Source organism: Flavobacterium sp. IB48 (genome assembly GCF_016405855.1).
In the GTDB taxonomy this organism is placed as follows: domain Bacteria; phylum Bacteroidota; class Bacteroidia; order Flavobacteriales; family Flavobacteriaceae; genus Flavobacterium; species Flavobacterium ginsengisoli.
In genome coordinates, this window is the sequence record NZ_JAEFCA010000004.1 from 280,056 (window position 1) to 300,055 (window position 20,000).

21 protein-coding genes are annotated in these 20,000 nt (G+C 31.2%); 7 read left to right on the top strand and 14 right to left on the bottom strand.

Features of this window, described 5'->3' with window-relative positions:
* The first annotated feature begins 203 nt into the window (after nucleotides 1–203).
* Complete coding sequence (locus JC605_RS14690; RefSeq protein ID WP_198856912.1) at nucleotides 204–1,364, top strand: MFS transporter; 1,161 nt, start codon at nucleotides 204–206, stop codon at nucleotides 1,362–1,364.
* A gap of 57 nt (nucleotides 1,365–1,421) precedes the next feature.
* On the opposite strand, the gene JC605_RS14695 is transcribed toward JC605_RS14690, so the two are convergent.
* From JC605_RS14695 to JC605_RS14715, 5 genes are all read right to left on the bottom strand, one after another.
* Nucleotides 1,422–1,790 (bottom strand): hypothetical protein, encoded by a 369-nt coding sequence (locus JC605_RS14695; RefSeq protein ID WP_198856913.1) that lies wholly within the window; start codon nucleotides 1,788–1,790, stop codon nucleotides 1,422–1,424.
* On the bottom strand, nucleotides 1,756–2,106 hold the full coding sequence (locus JC605_RS14700) for a hypothetical protein (RefSeq protein ID WP_198856914.1): 351 nt from the start codon (nucleotides 2,104–2,106) through the stop codon (nucleotides 1,756–1,758). The genes JC605_RS14695 and JC605_RS14700 overlap by 35 nt, the downstream gene beginning before the upstream one ends.
* Before the next feature lie 11 nt (nucleotides 2,107–2,117).
* Nucleotides 2,118–2,621 (bottom strand): DUF6265 family protein, encoded by a 504-nt coding sequence (locus tag JC605_RS14705; RefSeq protein WP_198856915.1) that lies wholly within the window; start codon nucleotides 2,619–2,621, stop codon nucleotides 2,118–2,120.
* Nucleotides 2,622–2,686: 65 nt separating this feature from the next.
* Complete coding sequence (locus JC605_RS14710; RefSeq protein ID WP_198856916.1) at nucleotides 2,687–3,163, bottom strand: DUF6265 family protein; 477 nt, start codon at nucleotides 3,161–3,163, stop codon at nucleotides 2,687–2,689.
* 350 nt (nucleotides 3,164–3,513) lie between these two features.
* Nucleotides 3,514–5,823: a type IA DNA topoisomerase gene (locus tag JC605_RS14715; protein ID WP_198856917.1), complete on the bottom strand. Its 2,310-nt coding sequence runs from the start codon at nucleotides 5,821–5,823 to the stop codon at nucleotides 3,514–3,516.
* 232 nt (nucleotides 5,824–6,055) lie between these two features.
* Here JC605_RS14715 and JC605_RS14720 point away from each other — a divergent pair, with 232 nt between their 5' ends.
* On the top strand, nucleotides 6,056–7,543 hold the full coding sequence (locus tag JC605_RS14720; protein WP_198856918.1) for a carboxypeptidase regulatory-like domain-containing protein: 1,488 nt from the start codon (nucleotides 6,056–6,058) through the stop codon (nucleotides 7,541–7,543).
* A 70-nt stretch (nucleotides 7,544–7,613) separates the two neighbouring features.
* On the opposite strand, the gene JC605_RS14725 is transcribed toward JC605_RS14720, so the two are convergent.
* From JC605_RS14725 to JC605_RS14740, 4 genes are read right to left on the bottom strand one after another with little or no spacing between them, the layout of a single operon-like run.
* Nucleotides 7,614–8,027, bottom strand: a complete 414-nt coding sequence (locus JC605_RS14725; RefSeq protein ID WP_198856919.1) for a lysozyme inhibitor LprI family protein — start codon at nucleotides 8,025–8,027, stop codon at nucleotides 7,614–7,616.
* A gap of 4 nt (nucleotides 8,028–8,031) precedes the next feature.
* Nucleotides 8,032–8,460, bottom strand: coding sequence for a copper resistance protein NlpE N-terminal domain-containing protein (locus JC605_RS14730; RefSeq protein ID WP_198856920.1), 429 nt, complete (start codon nucleotides 8,458–8,460; stop codon nucleotides 8,032–8,034).
* Nucleotides 8,461–8,465: 5 nt separating this feature from the next.
* Nucleotides 8,466–8,960 (bottom strand): SRPBCC domain-containing protein, encoded by a 495-nt coding sequence (locus tag JC605_RS14735; protein ID WP_198856921.1) that lies wholly within the window; start codon nucleotides 8,958–8,960, stop codon nucleotides 8,466–8,468.
* Between the two features lie 56 nt (nucleotides 8,961–9,016).
* Entirely contained in the window at nucleotides 9,017–10,177 is a 1,161-nt protein-coding gene (locus JC605_RS14740; RefSeq protein ID WP_198856922.1) for a hypothetical protein, read from the bottom strand.
* Nucleotides 10,178–10,816: 639 nt separating this feature from the next.
* Here JC605_RS14740 and JC605_RS14745 point away from each other — a divergent pair.
* Nucleotides 10,817–11,191 carry a GreA/GreB family elongation factor gene (locus tag JC605_RS14745; RefSeq protein ID WP_198856923.1) on the top strand — a complete coding sequence of 125 codons (375 nt, stop codon included), beginning with the start codon at nucleotides 10,817–10,819 and terminating at the stop codon, nucleotides 11,189–11,191.
* A gap of 74 nt (nucleotides 11,192–11,265) precedes the next feature.
* Here the strand turns inward: JC605_RS14745 and JC605_RS14750 are convergent, their stop codons facing one another.
* Entirely contained in the window at nucleotides 11,266–12,090 is an 825-nt protein-coding gene (locus tag JC605_RS14750) for a DoxX family membrane protein (protein WP_198856924.1), read from the bottom strand.
* A gap of 512 nt (nucleotides 12,091–12,602) precedes the next feature.
* Here JC605_RS14750 and JC605_RS14755 point away from each other — a divergent pair.
* Both JC605_RS14755 and JC605_RS14760 read left to right on the top strand, forming a co-directional pair.
* Nucleotides 12,603–13,763 (top strand): IS3 family transposase, encoded by a 1,161-nt coding sequence (locus tag JC605_RS14755; protein ID WP_198856925.1) that lies wholly within the window; start codon nucleotides 12,603–12,605, stop codon nucleotides 13,761–13,763.
* Entirely contained in the window at nucleotides 13,760–14,395 is a 636-nt protein-coding gene (locus JC605_RS14760) for a transposase (protein ID WP_198856926.1), read from the top strand. The genes JC605_RS14755 and JC605_RS14760 overlap by 4 nt, the downstream gene beginning before the upstream one ends.
* Here the strand turns inward: JC605_RS14760 and JC605_RS14765 are convergent.
* Entirely contained in the window at nucleotides 14,382–14,618 is a 237-nt protein-coding gene (locus tag JC605_RS14765) for a helix-turn-helix domain-containing protein (RefSeq protein WP_198856927.1), read from the bottom strand. The genes JC605_RS14760 and JC605_RS14765 overlap by 14 nt on opposite strands.
* A 111-nt stretch (nucleotides 14,619–14,729) precedes the next feature.
* On the opposite strand from JC605_RS14765, the gene JC605_RS14770 reads away from it, so the two are divergent.
* Nucleotides 14,730–15,053, top strand: coding sequence for a hypothetical protein (locus tag JC605_RS14770; RefSeq protein ID WP_198856928.1), 324 nt, complete (start codon nucleotides 14,730–14,732; stop codon nucleotides 15,051–15,053).
* 120 nt (nucleotides 15,054–15,173) lie between these two features.
* Here JC605_RS14770 and JC605_RS14775 read toward each other — a convergent pair whose 3' ends face one another.
* The 3 genes from JC605_RS14775 to JC605_RS14785 all read right to left on the bottom strand — a co-directional run bounded on the left by JC605_RS14775 (nucleotide 15,174) and on the right by JC605_RS14785 (nucleotide 18,438).
* Nucleotides 15,174–15,494, bottom strand: a complete 321-nt coding sequence (locus tag JC605_RS14775) for a hypothetical protein (protein ID WP_198856929.1) — start codon at nucleotides 15,492–15,494, stop codon at nucleotides 15,174–15,176.
* Nucleotides 15,495–15,566: 72 nt separating this feature from the next.
* Nucleotides 15,567–16,307 carry an abortive infection system antitoxin AbiGi family protein gene (locus JC605_RS14780; protein WP_198856930.1) on the bottom strand — a complete coding sequence of 247 codons (741 nt, stop codon included), beginning with the start codon at nucleotides 16,305–16,307 and terminating at the stop codon, nucleotides 15,567–15,569.
* A 13-nt stretch (nucleotides 16,308–16,320) separates the two neighbouring features.
* Complete coding sequence (locus JC605_RS14785; RefSeq protein WP_198856931.1) at nucleotides 16,321–18,438, bottom strand: hypothetical protein; 2,118 nt, start codon at nucleotides 18,436–18,438, stop codon at nucleotides 16,321–16,323.
* 347 nt (nucleotides 18,439–18,785) lie between these two features.
* Here JC605_RS14785 and prfA point away from each other — a divergent pair, with 347 nt between their 5' ends.
* Nucleotides 18,786–19,862 carry a peptide chain release factor 1 gene (gene prfA / locus JC605_RS14790; RefSeq protein WP_119789747.1) on the top strand — a complete coding sequence of 359 codons (1,077 nt, stop codon included), beginning with the start codon at nucleotides 18,786–18,788 and terminating at the stop codon, nucleotides 19,860–19,862.
* The last annotated feature ends 138 nt before the right edge of the window (nucleotides 19,863–20,000 follow it).

A 20,000-nucleotide genomic window follows, 5' to 3' on the forward strand; every position in this document is an offset into this window, starting at 1 on the left:
TGGTTTATAATTAAATTTTATTTAGAATAAATAAAAACAATGCAAATGTAAAAATTAAAATAACTTTAACAATTTTTATTTCTGCCATTTGCAGGTTAAATTGTTAAATGTTTATTCTAGAGCGATTAATCAAAATTCTTATTCGAAATTGTGGTGGGATAAACTTTAAAAAGCCTTAATTTTGCTGTCTGAAAAATGACTTCATGATTTTACCATTCTTTAAAAAGATTCAAAATACGCCTAGAGGATATCGTATTGCTAACACTGTTTTTTTCTTTCTATCAGGTTTCGGCTACTCTTCTTGGGTTTCAAGAATTCCACATATACAAGCCCAATTGCATTTGTCTGAAGCCGAATTTGGAGCGGTTCTATTTGCTTTTCCGATCGGTTTAATGTTAACAATGCCTTTTACAGGAAAACTATTGAATAAATACAGCAGCCGTTATATAATGCTTCTTGGAGCAGTTATGTTCAATGTTGCCCTTTCTTTGCCTGGTTTGGCAGCATTTGTCTGGCAATTGGTAATTATACTTTTATTTTTTGGAGCTTCTCGTAATATTTTCAATTTATCAATAAATGCACAATCTCTTGAAGTTCAAAAATTGTATCCAAAGTCTATTATAACACGTTTTCATGCGGTTTGGAGTATTGCAGTTTTCTCTGGAGCTGGTTTAGGATATGTAATGGTAACACAGCACATTGCACCGTCGCATCATTTATTGGGAGTGAGTATTTTTATGCTTGCGCTTACGGCTTGTTTTTATCCAATGAGTATTCATAATGAGCCTGTTCCGGTTAAGAAGAAGTTTTTCTCGATGCCAGAAAAAAATCTAGTAAAATTTTCACTGATTTGCTTTGTTTCTATGGCTTGCGAAAACACCATGTACGATTGGAGTGGAATTTATTTCGAAAACATATTAAAAGCTTCTCCAAAATTAACCAGTGCCGCATTTGTATTTTTTGCTTCTGCAGTTACGTTAGGACGTATTTTTGGCGATTATGGTGTAATGAAATTTGGGACTAAAAAAATCCTGCTTTACAGCGGAATCTTAATAACAGCTGGTTTCGGACTTTGTTTTATCCTCCCATATGCTTACCCAACTATTTTCGGTTACGTTTTAATCGGATTTGGGGTTTCTTGTGTAGTTCCGCTAGTGTTTAGCATTGCTGGAAGATCTTCAAATTTAAGTAGTGGTTCTGCCTTAACTTCAATATCAACAATTGGTTATTTAGGATTTTTGCTGGTTCCGCCAATGGTTGGTTTTATTTCCGAATATCTAAGTATGAAATGGGCATTTCTTATTATGGCGCTTCTTGGAATTCTAATGATTTTTATGGTGAATAAGATCGGGGAGAATGAATAATTTTTTTTAGGTACTAATATTCTAAGGTTTTTATATTTAGTTCTTTTTCCTTGAAAATTAAGGGTATATATATCGTACAATTTCTAGCTTTTTGGCATCGTAAAAATAACCATCATTAGCAAATTCATTTACCAAATCAATTTTATAGTTTTCATTAATATGATTCAGGATTTGCAAGAAAGAAAGCAAAGTCTTTCTGGTAGAGCTGCAATTAACATAGAATAGTTCTTTTTCGACTTGATTTTCTATGCAATAAAGCCTAAAATCAAACGTGGTGTACATTGATTTTTCTATTCGATTGTATTTAAAAATAAAAGAAGTAATTCCGCTTTCAATTAAGTGGATTAAAAAAGCTCTAGTTTCATTGTGCTTGCTGTAGCCATTCCATAATTCACTCCCAATAGTATTTAATTTTATGTCTGACATCAGATGGTTTTTTGGGATTGATGTATAATGCTATTTTGCGATTGAAATTATAAGTTGCAAACGTTATCGGAAGCTTACCCTCATAAATATATTTTTTATCATTAAAAGTATATTCTATAATTGGCACAAAGTAAGTAGGTGATACTTCTGGATTGCTTGGACTTCCTGTAGCATCGCGCCATTTTATCCTTTCTTCAAAGCGAACTATTTTGCTTTCAAGAGGTATAAATGATTTTGGAATAATTGAATACTTTATATACAAAAAGAGATTCACTACGATAATAATACCGAAAAAAGAAAGGACGATTGTAAACATTCAAAAAACAATTATTTCTTTGCCATAACAAATCTTTCAGTATTGGGTTTGCCATTTTTCAGTCCTGAAATTTCTGCGATTAAGGAGTCTTTTTCTACCAGATTGTAAATGATTTTATTCGGATAATCGTGTTTTGGGTTTTCAAAAGTTATTTGATTATCTGTCGTTGAGGTCATTTTAAAGCTAACAGGCAATTCTTTATTCTGACCAGGAACTGTTACTATGTAAGACAATTTTCCATTGGTTTCTTCAAGACGAACATGTTCTGAAAAAACGGTGTCGTTTTGTCCCACCACAAAATAAGATTCTCCTAAATAAACCGAATCATTTTCTTTTTTCCAGCGTTCGGTAAGTTCGCCTTCAGCCGATTTATTTCCCCATTCTCCAATAAACCATTCTGCTTTTGCAAGTTTAGGGTAGGTTTTTACAGGAGTTTCGGTTTTGACTTCTTTTTTGCAAGAAGAGAAAATTACTAAAGTTATAAGTGTCGGAAATAAAATGCTGTTTAATTTCATGATTCATTGTGTTTTATAATTTTAGTAAGAGGAAAACTATCGGTAGGTTTTAGCCCAAATTCATTTTATTTCTTCGTCATAACAAACTTCTCAGAACTCGGTTTTCCATTCAAATTTCCAGAAATCTCTGCCGTCAAAGTATTGTTCGTGCCTTTTGTATAAGTAATTTTTTGAGGATAATCGTGTTTCGGATTTTCGAAAACAAATTGTTTATCCGATTCAGAAGTAGAAGGGAAGAAAACAGGCTGATCTTCGTTTTGACCTTTTACTGTTGCTTTGTAAGTCAGTGTTTCGCCAATTTGCGCCAAAACAATAGTTTCAAAATGAAGCGTGTCTTTTCCTTTAATAAAGTAAGAAGAAGCGCTAAAAGTACTGTCGTTTAACTTTTGCCAGTTTTCGGACAAAACACCTTCTGGAGAAGTATTTTCCCAATTCCCGATTAACCAGTCGGCTTTTTTGATTTTGTCTTTTTCAATGGTTTCTTTTTTTTGGCAAGAAACCGAAGCTATTACAAGAGCTAAAAGAGTAATTTTCTGAAACATATTTATAAGGTTTTTGATAGCACTAATGTATGAAAAAAATGTTTGCCACAAATTTCACGAATTCTGGCGAATTTCTTTTTTTATATCTGCCACAGATTAAAAGGATTAAAATGATTTTGTCTCACGTAGATTTAGCAGATTCAGCAGATTTATTTTATACTCTACATTATAAAAATCTGTAAAATCTGCTAAATCTGCGGGAAAAAATTTGTGCAATTATTGGTAAAATACACAGAGTAAAGAATCATTTTAATCATTTTAATCTGTGGCAAATAATATAAACACAGTAATTTTCAAAAAATAATTCGTGGAAATTCGTGGAAATTCGTGGAAATTCGTGGCAAAAAAAATCAAACGCTAGCGCTCAAGATAGAATAAACCAATTCCTTAGTAGGTTTTTGGTTTTCTAGTTTTGCACGCACTTCATCAAAAGTAACTTTAAAATCGCAACCTGATTTATATTCGGCACAGCCATAAGCTGTTTTGCCTTTTAGAATAGTTCCCTTTTTGCATTTAGGACACATTAAAGCATCGGAACTTTCTTTCGGTTCTGCTTTTTTATCTGTTTTCTTTGGTTCTAATTTCAGTTTGTAGTTTTCTTCAAAACGAATTAAACCTTCAACAGTTCCAGATTCGGTTTTGAAACCTTTAATGTTTACTGTTGAACCTTTTTGAACCAATCGTAAATATTGGCTTTCGGTGATTTTTTTATCTTGAAAAACAAAAGGCAATACAAAGTCACAACCTGCTTTGTATTCGCTGCATCCAAAAGCAGATTTTCCTTTAATCAGGTTTCCTTTTTGGCATTTCGGACAAGTTTCTGCTGAAATTCCAGAGGATTTTTTCTTCTCTTTTTCGGCTTTTACAACAGGTTTTTGAATCATTGCAGCATGCGAAATATTAGCATGTTTGGTCTCGCTTCGCACTTCGTAGACTAAAGCTTCAACCATGCGTTTCATGTTTCTAATGAATGCAGCAGCGGTAAAAGTTCCTTTTTCAATATCTTTCAATTGCTTTTCCCAAGTTCCGGTAAGCTCGGCTGATTTTACCAATTCGTTCTGAATAGTATCGATCAACTGAATTCCAGTTAAAGTTGGTAAAACTTGCTTTTTGTTTCTAACGATATATTGACGTTTGAAAAGCGTTTCGATAATATTCGCTCGAGTTGACGGGCGACCGATTCCGTTTTCTTTCATCAATTCACGTAAATCTTCATCATCAACCTGTTTTCCTGCAGTTTCCATAGCGCGCAGTAAAGTCGCTTCAGTAAATTGATTAGGTGGTTTGGTTTCTTTTTGAAGAAACGAAGGTTCATGAGGACCTTTTTCGCCCACAGTAAAACTCGGCAATAAATCGGGTTCTTTTTCCTTCGCATTCGGGTCTTCAAAAACAACACGGAAACCTTTTTTCAAGATTTCTTTTCCAGTTGCTTTAAAAGTCACATCGGCAGCTTTTCCAATTACTGTCGTATTTGCAACCAAACAATCATCATAAAAAACAGCAATAAAACGTCGCGTAATAATATCGTAAACCTGCTGTTGATTATGCGGTAAATTGTTCTGAATTCCAGTTGGAATAATCGCATGGTGATCGGTTACTTTTTTATCATTGAAAACCTTTGGCGATTTTTTGATTTTTTTCTCCAAAATAGGCTGAGTCAATTCAGCATAATTGGTTAATTTCTGGAGAATTCCAGGTACTTTCGGATAAATGTCTCCTGGTAAAAAAGTCGTATCAACTCTGGGATACGTAATTACTTTTTGTTCATATAAAGTCTGTGCAATTTTCAATGTTTCTTCGGCCGAAAAGCCAAATTTTTGATTGCAATATACCTGCAAACCTGTTAAATCGAAAAGTTTTGGAGCATATTCGTTTCCGTTCTTTTTCTCAACAGAAACAATTTCGAAATCACTTTCCTTGACTTTTGCTGCTATAATTTGTCCATCTTCTTGGTTTAGAAAACGGCCTTCTTCATAACTAAAAAGTGTTTCTCTATACAAAGTCTGCAATTCCCAATACGGCTGAGGTTTAAAGTTTTCGATTTCTCTAAAACGCTCTACAACCATTGCCAATGTTGGTGTCTGTACGCGTCCGATAGACAAAACTTGTTTGTAGCCACCATGTTTTACGGTGTACAAACGTGTAGCATTCATTCCTAAAAGCCAATCTCCAATAGCTCTAGAAAATCCAGCATAAAATAAATTATCGTAATTCGAAGAGGGTTTTAAGTTTTCAAAACCTTCTTTAATCGCTTCTGTAGTAAGAGATGAAATCCATAATCGCTGAATTTCACCTTTGTAATGTGCTTCGTTCATTACCCAACGCTGAATCAATTCTCCTTCTTGTCCAGCATCCCCGCAGTTTATAACCACGTCGGCTTTCTCAAAAAGACTTTTAATGATCTTAAACTGTTTTTGAATTCCAGAATTTTGAACGACTTTGGTTTCAAACTTTTCAGGAAGCATCGGCAGATTGTTTAAATCCCAGCTTTTCCAGTGGGGTTTATAATCGTTGGGTTCTTTTAAGGTGCATAAATGCCCAAAAGTGTAAGTCACGGCGTAGCCATTGCCTTCATAATATCCGTCATGTTTGGTATTAGCGCCCAAAACAGATGCGATTTCACGTGCTACACTTGGTTTCTCAGCAATACAGACCTTCATTTTTTCCTTTTCTTATTGAAGAGCGAAAATAACGATTTTTTTTGGAGGGCTAGTTATTCGGGAAGATAAGAAAACAAAGTTTGATTTTTCAGTTAGAAAAATTCCTACTTGACACCTCCAAAAGTTTTTAATTTATAAAATAATTAAAGCAGCTAATTTTCTTGTTAATATATTGGTTTTGATTGTTTTTATGTGTTATTTTGTAGGAATTTAATTATAATAAATGAATTTTATGAAGACCTATTTTATCATTGAATTTTTGGAGTTAAAAAAAGCAAAGAAAATTTTATTCTTATTTTTTGCTTTAACCTTTTTATTTTCGTCATGCAGTAAAGATGATGATACTTCTACTGCGCCAACATTACCAGATAAGGCTATTGGTACAGTTACAGGAACGGTAAAAGATGATAATGCGATTCTTGCTGGCGCTACAATAATTTTAAAACAAACAGAGAGGGAAGATATAAATACAGTTGTTGGAACTGATGGAACTTTTGTCTTTGAAAATATTCCTCCTGGCAATGTTGTTCTTGTTGCTTCTTTTCCGTTACATGCAAGTAAAACTACTCAGATTGTTGTTGAAGCTGGTAAAACAATTCATATACCAATTATTTTGACTGGTGATGATACGACTTTGACATTTATACCAGATGCTAAATTTGAAGAGATACTTATAAAATTAGGATATGATGCTGGTCCTGTTAACGGAAGTGTCCCAACGTATAAAATTGTATCAGTTAAGAATTTAAATTTAAATGATTCTGGTGTAGCGGATTTAACAGGACTTCAGGATTTCAAAGCTTTGGAACGTTTCTCATGTTCTAATATATATGGTACTTCGGTTATAAAACTAACCTCAATAGATGTGTCGAAAAACACAGCATTAAAATTCCTTGATGTTTCATTTAATAAGATAGCTGTTTTAGATATCTCTAAAAATACTGCTTTAGAAAGCTGCGAGTTTAGTTCTAATTTAATAACTAATATAGATGTTTCTAATAATAAAGCTTTGAAGGTATTATATTGTGACAGAAATCCTCTCAGTACCTTAGACGTTACCAAAAATATAGCATTAACACAGCTATCATTTGGAGTTAGTATAACTTCTATAGACCTTTATAAAAACACAGCATTGACAAATTTATATGCTAATGATGGTAAATTAAGAAGCTTAGATATCTCTAGAAATACAGCTTTAGAAGTTTTATGGGTTAATAACAACCAGTTAACTACTTTGGATCTTACTAAAAATACAGCTTTAAAAGATTTAATGTGTCATGAAAATGCTTTAACATCTTTAGATCTGACCACGAATACTGCTTTAACTGGTATTTCGTGTTCGTATAATAAATTAACTTCAATCAATATCAGTAAATGTAGTGAGTTAGTGAGAATAACTTGTGGAAATAATATGCTAACAAGTTTAGATGTGAGCAAAAATTCAAAATTAATAGGCTTAAGCATTTCTTATAATAAGATTGCTACTTTAGATCTTTCTAATAATCCTCTAATTGCAACTATAGGTAGTGATTATTTGTTTTGTGACAATAATCTCTTAAGTACATTAAATTTGAAAAATGGAAGTAATGTAAAATTTACTTATGGAACTTTTAAATCTAATAGTCCTACTCTTCAAATAGCCGTAGATGATGTAGATTACGCAAATGAGAAATGGAAGAATTTAAAAGATGCTTCTGCGACTTTTGTAAGTTCATTCTAAAAACGAGATAGTATAAAACAAAAAGCTGTAAGAAATCATTCTTGCAGCTTTTTTTATAAAATCTATATTTTTAATACTCAAACATTTTATAATATTCTTCCATTTCTCGCGCTCTCGTTTTTACAATATCTTTCTTTCTGTTTTCGGCAACGGCATACCACATGGTTCCTTGTTGTACTTCGTAAAAGTATTTTGAAATAAAAGCATATTCTTTATCGCGATAAGCGAGCCATTGTTTTTGAGACTCCTTTAAAGTTTCAAAAGCTTCTTTTGGAAGTTTCGTTTTTAGTAAATTATAATATTTATTCAATTCTTTGTCCCAAGATTCGCGAGCTTGAATAGTACAATTGCACATGTCTGAATTAGAAATATTTTCTTTATTAAGACATTTTGATTCTAAGGCATCTATTGGGTTTTCTTTTTTGTTTTGTGAAAACACTACGATTGATAGAAACAGAAAACTTAAGATAAGTACTTTTTTCATTCATTTACAATTTAAAAACGTCTATGATCTTCATCCAGAAAATTTCTGATTTTAAAAACTGAAGTTTTGTTTTAACAACTTTATCACTTTTATCTCTCGAATTTTTGGTAATAAATCGAGCTGTCGAATTATTAAAATCTAGAGTATATTTTGAGTCTAAATCTTCTTTTTTGTTTGCCGAAAAAGTAATCAGATTGTCTTTTGCACTCCATTTTCCTTTTCCATATTTATTGTCTTCCGTTGGATTTCCGTCTTGTAATTTTGAATACGAATGAAATACAAAAGTTCCGTCGGGATTTAAAGTTAATTTATATTCGATTGTATGTTTCTCTTTCTCAGAAAGTGAACGAGAATATTCGCCAGCAAATTGATTGGATTGTGCAAATAAAGTTAGATTAAAAACTAAGAGGAAAAATGTAATTAGTACTTTCATAGCGCTTAATTATTAATCATTGGATTCAAATTGCTGTCCTTATTTCTCAAATCCAATCCACCTTCGTAAACCGATTTAAGATTTGTGAGATAAAAATGCCAGCCGTTTGAACAGCCTAATCTAATGTATTGTTTAGAATAATCATCTGTTGGAATATTATGATGGCGAAGTTCTACAATCGTATAATCTTCTTTTTCGCTTAAATTGATGTCTACAAGACAATTTCCTTCAAACGTAAATTGCAATTGATCTTTTCCGTTGGCGGATACGATTTTTCCTTTCATAGAATCATCGTACAAATACCAAAGCCATTCATACATATTATCTTTTTCTGCATTTTTGCCTTTGCTTAAAGGTTCTTGATTACCATCAAAAAAAGATACCTTTTCAAGAAACCATTTTTCAAGTTCTTCAGCTTTTGTCCAAGCATTGTAAATGTCAGACAGTTCGGCTCTTACGGCTATTTTCTTTGTAAAAGAAGTCCAATCGAAATTTTCCATAGTAAACTGTTTTTAGTTCTTTTTTGTACTAAATATTTGAAAATTAAGCTCAAATTTTAAGATTCAAAATATTCAAGACGTTCCTCTAATTCTTTTTCCGTATAAAGTATTTTATGATCAGGATTTTTTGGATAATTATTTTGTGTGCTTTCAAAAACATCATTTTTATGCATAGCCCAGTTCAATTGCTTGTAATGATAGTGAGAAAGCTTTTTTTCTTCTATTTCTTCGTTCTTTACTCGCCAAGTTTTTATGTAGCTGTTCCAGGTTTCATTTTCACAACATTCACATTCGTCAAAATAAACTGCCTGATAGCCACATATTTCACAATTTTCTAAACTTTTAAAATTTTCTATGTAGCTATAATCTAGGTTATTAATAGATTTTGGTAAATGATTTAAAAAATTGCCAAATCCCATAACATATTTTGAAACGTATAATTTTCGATCTTCCCAACCAGCATGTCTAACTGTTGCATTGTTGAATTCGATATTCAGAAAATTATATTTATCAGTTCCCATTAAATCTTCAAAATTTGCATTTTTAATTTCTTTCCAAGGAAAGAAATTGTCATTCAAATTAAAACCAGATTCTACAATCGTTATTTTGCCGCGATTCTCTAAATAGTGTTTTCTGCACGCGACATAATCCCAACCAGAATTAGATCTAATTTCTCCTGGTTCGCCACAAGTTTCGCAAACATTTTGAGATTTGTTTTCGTACTTTTCAACAATATTTGAAATAGCATCACCATAAACACATTCGGCATGAAATCTAAGGCCTGCATATTTTTCTTTTATGCAAGTCACTTTTTTATTCCAACCGTAAGCATTTAATTTTTTAATAAGTTCAATAACTAAAGGAAACCATCCTGATCGAATCTGTAAGTCAATTCCATTTAAATCAGCAAGCTTCAACAAATCAAATTCGTTAATTTCGTCATTAATAATAAAGTCCTCTAGATTTGTACAATTTTTATTTACAAATTCGACTTCGGCATAAAAATCTTGTTTTTTTGTATTTTCAATGGACAAATTTTCAAGTGAGTATTGTTCTATCGAAGCTCCATTTGCTTTAGCAATTTTTGCATGAATACTATCAATAAGATCTTGATGTTCAGATCTTTTTTTAGGTTTAAATTTATCTATATTAATTGTAATGTATATAATTATAAAAGTAATACACAGACCTAGTATAATGGTAGTTGTTATTGACATGTTTTGGTTTTAATTATGGCTTTACTTTTTCAAGATAAGTGATTTTATTTCTAGCAAATATAAGATATTTCCTCTAGCTTTTATTTCAGAAAAAAAGCTGTAGAAAATGTTTCTATTCGATCCAAGGAAACGGATTTTTGACCATGTTTAGTTTGTTTTTGGTGATTGATGAATGATAAACAGATAGAGTAAATGTATTGAGAATCTATTTTTATAATATTAAAAAAACAGGAAAAAAGAAGATGCCACATTATTTTGTCTATTCTTTAGAACTGCACTAGAAGTTCAAAATCGAGTTCCGTAGACTCTTTATTTTTTTGTAAGATAAAAAAGGCGTATATTGCTAAAATAATTTGATATTATAATGATCACTGCAAATTTTTATTTAATAAACAGTTCTTTGATGTGCTTAATGTGCACATTGCTGTATTTGCATGACGATACTTTCTTAAAAAGTTCAAAAGAGTTTATTTCTTTTACCCTGTCACAACTCTAGGCAGGGGAATCTTTTACGATTTTAATCTATTTATTTAATCTTCAATTTTTCAGGATATGATAATACTGAATTATCACTTTATGTGGAATTTGGTAATAGAGTTGTATCATGCCTTTACTTAAATTGAAGTAAACAAGAAAGTCATGTCACAAAATATAATTTTAACAACAGGAACATACGATTTAATTAAAGACCATATTAGAAGAAAAAAAGTAACAATAGAGGAAGAAGAATTGTTATTGAATCAATTAAAAAACGCTTCTCAAGTATTGCGAAAAAACTTGCCCGAAGATATTGTTTCGATAAACCGAAGAGTTACATACAAAGACCACAATAAAAATGAAGAAAAAACAATTCTTTTAGTTGGTCCAGAAAATGTAAAAGTAAGCAAAAACAAAATTTCTGTTCTTTCAGACGAAGGAATTGCAATGGTAGGCTACAAAGAAGGCGATATTATCGAATGGCCTGCTAAAAAAGGGAATCTGAAACTAGAGATTCTTAAAGTACAAGAGGTGTAAACTAATTTTTGCTTTAAATAAAAAACATCCCAAAAAGAAGATCTCTTTGCGGGATGTTTTTTTATTATTTGAGTTTAAATTGCTTCCGAAGTTAAAAGCTCTTTTTTAGAATCGTTTGTTAATGCAATTACCAATGCAATGCCACAGAAAAGTAAAGCAATAATAGCGCGTACAATTTCATTTCCGCCACCAACAGTTGGGTTTGCAACAGCATCTTGAATATGGAAGAAAAGTACAAAAAGTAAAAGCATTAGAGCCAAAAGAAGCGAAATAGGTTTTATCCAAAGCTTGAAAATTATCGAAATGCCCGAACAAATAAGTGCAACACCTACAAAATAAGTCCAAAACATAGTTCCTGGAAGCCATTTCGGAACCATTGTAGACACAAACTCAGCAAAAAGAAAATGACTTAACCCAAACAAAAGCATTAAAAGCGAATAGAAAATTCGTCCAACAGGAATAAGTTTTTCTAGAAATTTGTCGAATTTGCTTTCGCTTTTATTAGCACTATAAGAACCCGCCAATACAAACGCTCCGCCGCTATACGTTAGTTCCTCAATAGCATTGATCCAGATTTGTGTGGCGTTGGTTTTATCGGTATTAAAAACGAAAATAAACGGAAGATGCGAAACAACAAAAGCAGCAAGAAAAGCAAAACCTAAATAAAGACAGACTTTTCTGGTGTCGATAAACTTAGTGGTAACGATTCCCGAAATAATAATTCCTGCTAATATTAAAACAATTCCGGTAAGGATAGAAAAAACAGAATATTGATGCGCCCAAGCGGGAAAAGGAGACAGAATTTCAGATCGAAAATCTTTAATAATAAGCTGATGCACTCCCAAAGCAATAATGCCGATACCGTAAAATAAACGGCCGAGTTTAATAAGTCCTTTCATTAATAGTGGTTTTAGATAGTAAATTGGTTTTTGGTGTAACCAAATATATAAATTTCTTACTAAAATACTGATTTAATGAGGATTGGTTTTTCGTTTAGTTTGTCTCTCGCCAGTTTCTCTGCACAATATTGTCATTTCGACGTAAGGAGAAATCTTCGCAAGTAGCTCTACAAAGATTTTCCATATTGTAACCACAAAGTTTTGTCATTTCGAGGAACGAGACTCGAGCGATAGCAAACTGGCGAAGCAAATCACATTAGAAATTCCGCAAAGCATACTTGCCAATCTTTGTAGAGTTACTCGCGAAGATTTCTCGTTCCTCGAAATGACAAAACTAGAAGAGAATAGAATGAGAAAATAGACTTCCTACGTAGATTGCGTTCACGAGCGAGACGCTCGCGCTAGCAAGGAGAAATCTCCGCAAGTAGTTCTATGAAGATTGTGTTCTAATTTGTTGTAAATTAGATTGTTATTTTTTTATATAAATGAAATTAATAATAAAACTTCTTAATATGAATGAAAATGTTAGACATTACGACCCAATCTTCAAAGAGAATGCAGTTCTATTAAGCTATATAAGAAAGACCGTTTCAGAAACTGCAGAAGAATTAGGCATTAATCCTAAAATGCTTTCTAAATGGCGTAGCGCTTACCTAAAGTTTGGTAAAGGGAGTTTTCTAGGAGTAGGTATTAAAAGAGTATATTACGAAAACAAGCAAATCTATGAATTAGAAAAAAAGCTTGCAGATTCTCAACTGCGGTTAGAAATACTGGAGAAAGGTCTTAAATATATGAATCAAGGCAAACATGTAATTTGTAATTTCATACATCAGAATAGAGATAAATATCCTTTATATACAATGTTTGAGGTCTTAGGAGCTTCACATTCAACCTATTATTTATGGACAAAACAACCTTTTTCAAAAAGAGAAATCCGCGTTAATCTGCTTAAAAAAGAAATAGATTCTATATTTTTTGAATTCAAGCAGTATAAAGGAGTTATATTAATTACAAGAGAACTTAATAATCGAGGATTTAAAATTTCTGAAGCACAGGTATCGTTTTGGATGAAAGAGCTTGGTTTGAGGAGTAAAGTAAAAAAGAAATTCAAAGTTACAACTGATTCAAAGCATAATTTATGTATTGCTTCCAACTTATTAAAAAGACAGTTTAAAGTAGATGAACCTTGTAAAGTTTGGGTTTCAGATATTACTTATATTCAAATAAAGAGAAGGTTTTCATATCTCACTGTTGTTATGGATTTGTATGATAGAAAAATAGTAGGATGGCATTTGAGTTGTGAACTTTCTACTAAGGTTACAACTTTACCTGCTTTTGAAAAAGCAATAATTAATCGTCCTATTTCAGACGGATTAATATTCCATTCTGATAAAGGATCTCAGTATGCGAGTAAATTGTTTACTAATAAATTAGCTGAATATAATTGCAAGCCTAGTATGAACAGAACAGCAGACAGTTTAGATAATGCTGTTATGGAAAGTTTTTTTAATACTTTAAAGAGAGAAGTAATTTATAAACAGAAGAGATTACTAACAACAGGTGAATTGAAAATCGTCATACTTGAATATATAGAAAACTGGTATAATAAAAAAAGAATACATTCCAGTCTTAATTACAAGACAATCGAGGAATTTAATAATTATAATTTATGAAAAAGACCAGAGCAAATTATGACCGCGATTTCAAATTAAAGGCAGTCTTCTTAAGTTATGAAAATCGAAATTCGGCTCAAACGGCAAGAGATTTGCAAATAGATAAAAATCTTCTTTCTCTTTGGCGAAAAGAGTATAAAAAATATGGAACAGGATGTTTTCCTGGATATGGCAATCTAACTTTAACTTCTGAAGAGAAGAAAATTTACGATCTTGAAAAACAAATTAAAGATGTGGATTTAAAGTTTGAAATCATTAGAAATGCCAGTAAATATATTTTCCTCGGAAAACCTTTCATTTTTCATTTTATGGCAGAAAATGAAAAAAAATATTCAATAAAATTAATGTGCAGAACATTAGATGTAAATAGAGGTACCTACCGCACATGGAAACGAGGTTTGCTTACAGAAACTCAAAAATGGCGTATAAACTTAAAAAATGAAATTAATTCTATTTTTTCTGCTTCTAAAGAAACTTATGGTTGCCATCGTATTGTTATAGAACTACAAAAATCAGGATATTTTTTATCACATACAACTGTGCTAAGATGTATGAGAGAATTAGGCATATACGTCTCAATACGAAAAAATAATTTAGCAATAAAGCAACAACAAAATATTACAAATCCTTAATTAATTCGCTTGGGTGAATTTTTAAAGCTTGAGCAATTTTAAACAAAGTGCTTACTTTCATTTCTTGTGAACCTTTAAGGTATTTTCTTAAATTTTCCACATCCATCTCAGCGTCATGTGCAACTTCTCTTGTCTTTAATTTATTATCCTCAATCACATCTTTTATCTTAATTCCCAGTTCTTTTACAACTTCAGGAATTTCACTTTTTCTTTCTCTTTTCATAGAAATGAAATTACAAGTAATAGATTGTTTTGATATGATTGTTAAAAATCGATTGTTTTCAACTGATATTTTATATATTTGTTTAAAATTGTAAATTAAATCTTATATAAAATGGAGATACAAAATAAAGAAAGAGCAGAAGAATTGCTAGAATTAATAAATAAAGGAAGGTATTTCAGCAAACTAAAACCAGTGCCAAAAGAAACCAACTCGTTTACAATACCGCTAAAAGTATCTTCTTATAACGAATTAAATCTAATGGTTTCAGATTTGCTAAAAGCAAGTATTATTTTGCTTAATCCTGATGCAAACGGTTTGTCGAGTTTTACAAAAGACAATAATGTCAATGTAATGACTTTGCTTGAAATTGCCTTGCAGTTATTGCCAGAAGATGAAATGGAGTTGTTGGATGATTTGTGTAAGGTTCATTTATAAACAAGTACGATAGCGCGGATTTGCAATTCGTGCCTACAAAGATTGGCTTTTTAATTTATTTGTATTGTGTCTTACTGTTGTGGGCATGGATTGCAAATCTGTGCTAACGGGTATCAATAATTATAATGTATATCTCTTGCTTAATTCAATTACCCAAGGATGGTCTGGAGCGATTTTTTTTAAAGCTTTAGCATAATTTATCATTTTATCAATTGCTGAATTTTCTTCACAGATTTTTATGATAGTAGTTAAACCAGGCATATCATAGTCGCTAGTAGCAATTTTTTGTTCAAACTTTTCATATAGTCTTATTGCATCTGAATGCCTGTTGCAGGCCCTTAATGATGAGCAGGTTATTATAATGTCTTCAGCTCCTTTGTATTCGTAATTATCAATTTCGTCACCTGATTTGCGAAATAAATTTTTAAAAAAATCTTTCATTTGTTTTTATATATTTTATAATTATTCATGTTGTTCTATTTATTTATAATTCATGTTCATAAAAAATGTCGTTTAAAAATCATTCCAAATTTGGTTTTTTGTTAAAATTTTTGTCGCTAGAATTTTCAGCTTTTTTGCTGTTGCTATATCTTCGTATGCATCATGAATATCATTTAAAATTTCTGGAATTTCATTCTCATTGTCAACAATGATATAAGATATGTCATCATACGAAAATTTAACATAGCAATCCTTTATTTTTGCGTTGTGAGAATCTTTGTCTTTTAAATAATCCTCGCCATTAATAATAGCGAGTTGTCCATTAATATCATTTTCATCTGCTATGAATCTCCATTCGCGTTCATCATAGAATCTATATGAGTCAGTATTAATTTTTCCCCTAACTAGACGACCTTCATAATTTTTACAATAACTTAAAAAACCTGCAAATTCATTTAATAACGCCATATCCATCGGATCATTATCCACTAAGCGTTGACCTTGGTTTCTTAAGTTAGTACTGATTTTAGATTTTCTTTCTAGATATAATACTGGATTTACTCCGTTTTCTTTAGCCCAATTTTTTGTTAATCCAATGCCGTATGAGCCATAAGCATCAATATGATTTTTTATACCTGATAAAGGAATATCACAAAATGATATCATTGGTAATGCAACATTAAAAGGCGAATTAGATAATATATCTACTTCTTCTAAACAATATTTTAATCTAAAACCACTTTGTGAAATTATTCCTTTTAAATTATCAATTCTATTTGTATAATGTATTACAGAATTTGTGCTAATTGCCATTTATTTATCGAATTTATTTGTACATGTTTTTTGCTAACTCAGTTAATTCATAAGAAAATGGGTTTACATCTTTATTTCTTTTAATTAAACCTTTTTTTAAATCTAACATTTTGTTTTTTTGACCTATTGATTGTGAGGATAGATCAAGTTCTTCTGCGATTTCTCTTGCTATTAATGGTTTGTTTTGACTCGCAAGTTCCATGATTATATTTATATCGGTTTGTGGTAATAAATCTTTATCTTCAATCTGTTTTAGTTCGTTTTGAATATTTTCATCGATACTTTCAGAAATAACATCACTATGACATTTATTACATTTATAATTTGTAAATTCTAATAATGGAATTTGATCTTGTGTAAAAGTTTGATTACATTCTGTATTAATGCAATGCGTTCTTTTAGAAGATGCTAAAAATTCTTTTATCAAAGGATTAAAATTAAATGGTCTTTCGATAAAATATTTTCGATGCTTTGAACCTTTAGGCTTTCCCCACATTAAATTATTTTTAACACCTAGACCATAGTTGATGCAGTAAATTGAAACGAGTTTTCCATCTTTATCACTCATTTCTGTATACTTACTTATAAAATAGTTAAGTTCTAACGTATTTAGAAATTTTTCTAACTCAGGAATAAAATGAAAATGACTTGCATAAGGTAGACCAATGATATATGATTCACCAGAATATTCAGAGCTTGTTATTTTTCGTTTAATTTCAGTAAGTTTTTCAGTGCATTTTAGGAGTAATTCTCTTAATTGCAGAATATCAATTTTTTCATTTATTGACATTAATGAAAATGTGGTCTTGTGGAAAAATGGTTCGATCTTATCTTCATAATATTTTTGTGCAGCGGATTCTATATCGCTTTTATTTATTTTTTTATCATAGATAATTTTACTTTGATAACAATATGAGAGGATATAGCCTATAATTCGCGGTACGTTCATTGAAGATTGAAAAATTAACTCATAAAATTCTTCAATTGTATTCCTACTGGTGTCAAAATATTCACTAGAGGACTTACCTGTAAAAAAATGAATTCTCTTTTCTATTAATCTTTTTGTAAAATCGATAGCTCCTTCTTCCATTTTATTTCTTTCAAATTCTGAATATAAATTGTAGAAGTCAAGATTTATAATATCGATTTTTCCTGGATCAATCTTTCCGTAATGAATTCTATTAGGATATGCGGCAATTTTAAATTTAATAAATTCTTCGGACCAGTTATTTAATGGAGCTAACAAAACATCTACAAAAGTTTCAATAGCTGTGTCATCTATTTCTGAGAAGTCATCTAATAGAATTACAATATGTTTAATATTAAGATCTTTTAAAACATCTTTAACTTCTTCGATAAATGTTTTTATTTGGAAGATCTGCATGTAAACTGAAGAGAAATTTGTTTCTATCTCAGATTTATTGTTGAGACCTTCTTTTTTTGAGAAATTATTATTAATTTCGGTAATTCCCTCTATGACTTTTTCAGATAGACCAGTTTTAACTTCTACACCTGCTTGAGTTTGGTGCTCTTTTGATGTTGAATTTGAGTTTTTTTTGTTAAAAGCGATATTTTTTATGATTGGAATTTCTATTTCTTTTAAAACCTCATTATCTTCAATTTTACTTTTAAGTGCTTCAATTTTTTCTTTTACTTTTGTAGATTTAGATGTAGAAATAACATCTAAAAGATTGTTAAAAAAAGTATCATATCGCAAATTAATTTCAACTAACAGTCTAGATAAAACACTTTGAAGGAAACTTCGTTCTATTAAATATTTTTGTAATGATTTAGGATCTAAGTATTCTGTAAGATAATCTAAATTGATATATTCTGTTTGAGCAGATTCGTAGACAGTTTTAACATCAATATAGCATGGTAAGTAAAAATCTTTTTTTCGTAATTCTTGTTCGATTCTTAAAAAGATTGTAGACTTTCCAGTTCCTTTTCTTCCAACTAAATAAGTAGTATTGTCTTTTAAACTTTTCTTTAAAATATGCTCGCTTGGAAGTAAATCTGTGTAAAGTTTTTCTAAAAGATTTTTTCCCCTTTCATCAACAAGGTCTGCTCGTCTATATTTTTTTAAAGATTCAACGGCATTAAAAAAATTATCTTTATCTACTGTATTCATGTATTTTTGACTTAAATAAATTGAAAATTATGTAATTTATTGGGTGTATTTAGGATTTATTATTATTATTATTATTCAAACATAACTTATTTTGTTTCTAAAAACTTACGGAAAACCGTAAATTTCGCAAAGAAATTTAAAATGTTTAGTACTAAGAGAAAGGGTATTCTAAAAGAATTTATATTACAGACAAACGTCGTATTAAATTTAAATCCAACACCAAGTAAAAACACCTGATTTTCAAAAAGCAAAACCATCAAAATTTCCCTCGAAAAACACAAAAAATCAATTCTAGAATTTTTCACAAAAATTTTGTAATTTTGCGGTCCAAATAAAGGAAAAAGAAAATGTTAGATAGACTTCAATATGTAAAGCAGCGTTTCGATGAGATTTCGGATTTGATTATTCAGCCGGATGTTATTTCTGATCAAAAACGTTATAAGCAGCTTAACCAAGAATATAAAGGGATAAAAGCGCTTGTTGAAAAGAGAGAAGAGTACATCATAGTTTTAGCAAACATCGACGAAGCAAACGAAATTATTGCTGACGGAAGCGATGCTGAAATGGTGGAAATGGCCAAAATGCAATTGGATGAAGCAAAAGAACGTCTGCCAGAATTGGAGGAGGAAATCAAATTTATGCTTATTCCTAAAGATCCTGAAGACGCGAAAAACGTTATGGTGGAGATCCGCGCCGGAACGGGTGGAGACGAAGCGAGTATTTTTGCTGGTGACTTGTTTAGAATGTACACGAAATATTGCGAATCTATGGGATGGAGATCATCTGTTGTAGATATGAACGAGGGTACTTCTGGAGGTTTCAAAGAGGTTATTTTTGAAGTTACTGGAGAAGATGTATACGGAACTTTGAAGTTTGAAGCGGGTGTTCACCGTGTACAACGTGTTCCGCAGACAGAAACTCAGGGTCGTGTGCATACATCGGCTGCAACGGTTATGGTTTTGCCAGAAGCTGAGGAGTTTGATGTTCAGGTAGATATGAACGATGTTCGTGTAGATTTCTTCTGTTCGTCTGGACCTGGAGGACAATCGGTAAATACTACGAAATCGGCTGTACGTTTAACGCACATTCCAACAGGATTGGTGGCGCAATGTCAGGATGAGAAATCGCAACATAAGAATAAAGATAAAGCTTTGATGGTATTACGTTCTCGTTTGTACGAAATGGAATTAGCTAAAAAGCAGGAAGAAGATGCTAAAAAACGTAGTTCTCAGGTAAGTTCTGGAGACCGTTCGGCAAAAATCCGTACGTACAACTATGCGCAAGGTCGTGTAACCGATCACCGTATTGGTTTAACGCTTTACGATTTAGGAAACATCATGAATGGTGATATTCAGAAAATCGTTTCTGAGCTTCAGTTGGTTAACAACATGGAGAAATTGAAAGAAGCTTCGGAAGTTTACTAAATTTCTGAGATGCTAAGATTCTAAGATGCTGAGATTCTAAGTTTTCTTTTAGGACTTTGTAATAATATTAAGCCGAACATTTGTTCGGCTTTTTTTTTGTGAAAAACCTTAGAATTAGAAGGTTGTAATATTTGAGAA